Origin of the sequence: Pseudoruegeria sp. SK021, assembly GCF_002119405.1 — a bacterium.
Classification (GTDB): domain Bacteria; phylum Pseudomonadota; class Alphaproteobacteria; order Rhodobacterales; family Rhodobacteraceae; genus Meridianimarinicoccus.
In genome coordinates this window covers 1-1,297 of sequence record NZ_MTBG01000097.1, presented here as the reverse complement: position 1 = coordinate 1,297, position 1,297 = coordinate 1, and the positions used below count along the sequence as shown (strand labels likewise).

The window sequence follows — 1,297 nt, the reverse complement described above, 5'->3', positions numbered from 1 at the left end:
GCGGCGTCGGGCAGCGCGGTCCAGCAAGCGCCGGGCAGGTCGGGCACCGGATAGGGCTGCGGGTTGATCCCGGTGGACAGGTCGAGCCAGTCGCAGGCCTTGCCGCCATAGTGGGTTGCTGCGGCATCCACCCCGCCGCCGTGGTCGCGGGTTTGACCCGCCCTTTGGGCGGCGGCGGCGGTCGGCTGCGGGCTCACTCGGCGGCCCCGGGTAGGTCAGGGGCGTCCGGAAGCGGCAGATGGCGGGCAGCGAAATGGCCCTTCACCCCGGCAGGCCAGCTGCGGTACGGCACCTGCCCGGTGGTGCTGTCGGCATGCAGGCGGGCATAGGCGACGATGGCGTCGGCGGCCTCGGGGATGGGGGCGAATTCGGACAGGGTGTAGGCGAGCTTGCCTTCGGCCTGAATGGTGACATTGCAGGCGCGGCTGCACCCCATGAGGCAGGAAAAGCGCCGGACCTGAACCTGAGGCGCAAGCGGGGTGGCGGTGTTTTCCACCAACTCGGCAAGACGGGCCCCGTCCGTTTTTTCGGAACCAATTTGCCAGTCGCCGGTTTTGCAGGTGTCACAGACTGTGATCCAAGTGGTCATGCGTATGTCGCCTTGTGTTGCACCGTCCGGCAAGTTTCCGCCGAGGAACCGGCGTCGAGAGCCAATAGTTCAAGCATCGTAAATTTCGCCCTTTGTACCGTTAACTTTCCATTAAGCTTTTCAGCGCCAGGTCCCTTAGTGAGATCGCGGACCGTGGTGAGTGTCGTGAATACGAAAGGTTGTATCCCGGATGCCCGTATTGATCGTTGAGAGCAACCCCGAGCTGGGAGAGCTTTGGAAACGCCATCTGGAGCGTCTGGGCATGACTGTGTTCCGGGTCGAAACCGACACCGCCGCAATCCACACGCTGCGCGAGCGTCAGGTGCGGATCATCGTGTTGAATGTGGTGTTGAAAGATGGCGGGGCCTTCGCCGTCGCCGACTATGCCAATTACCGCTATCCGAAGATGAAAGTGATCTTCGTGTCGTCATCATCCTTCTTCACGGATGGGTCGATTTTTACTTTGGCAGGCAACGCTTGCGCCTATCTGCCCAGCAGCACGCCGCCAGATGATCTGGCGGCGATGGTGGAATATCACGCTGCCCGAGACTGAGCCCGCCCATGCGGCGCGTCGAAATCCAGCACCGGATTGATCGGCAGAATGCGGTACGGATTGATGGTCGCGTGGCTGTAATGGTAATGGCGCACGATGTGGTCCAGCCGGACGGTTTCGGCAACCCCGGGATGTTGATACAAGTCCCGCGTATA

At 62.1% G+C, this 1,297-nt stretch carries 2 protein-coding genes and 2 pseudogenes; 1 reads left to right on the top strand and 3 read right to left on the bottom strand.

Translation table 11 applies throughout. The features are described from left to right. A pseudogene (locus BV911_RS18730) lies at positions 1 to 197 on the bottom strand (hypothetical protein); the annotation flags it as partial. After that, positions 194 to 589: a DUF1636 domain-containing protein gene (locus BV911_RS18725; RefSeq protein ID WP_086055043.1), complete on the bottom strand. Its 396-nt coding sequence runs from the start codon at positions 587 to 589 to the stop codon at positions 194 to 196. The pseudogene BV911_RS18730 and the gene BV911_RS18725, both read right to left, overlap by 4 nt. 190 nt (positions 590 to 779) lie before the next feature. Here BV911_RS18725 and BV911_RS18720 point away from each other — a divergent pair, with 190 nt between their 5' ends. Then, positions 780 to 1,142 carry a response regulator gene (locus BV911_RS18720; protein ID WP_086055042.1) on the top strand — a complete coding sequence of 121 codons (363 nt, stop codon included), beginning with the start codon at positions 780 to 782 and terminating at the stop codon, positions 1,140 to 1,142. On the opposite strand, the pseudogene BV911_RS20170 reads toward BV911_RS18720, so the two are convergent. Further along, a pseudogene (locus BV911_RS20170) lies at positions 1,124 to 1,297 on the bottom strand (glutathione S-transferase family protein); the annotation flags it as partial. The gene BV911_RS18720 and the pseudogene BV911_RS20170 sit on opposite strands and share 19 nt — an antisense overlap.

Coding starts and splice junctions, on each gene's coding strand:
- BV911_RS18725 (WP_086055043.1), bottom strand. CDS start 589: ATGACCACTTGGATCACAGTCTGTGACACCTGCAAAACCGGCGACTGG.
- BV911_RS18720 (WP_086055042.1), top strand. CDS start 780: ATGCCCGTATTGATCGTTGAGAGCAACCCCGAGCTGGGAGAGCTTTGG.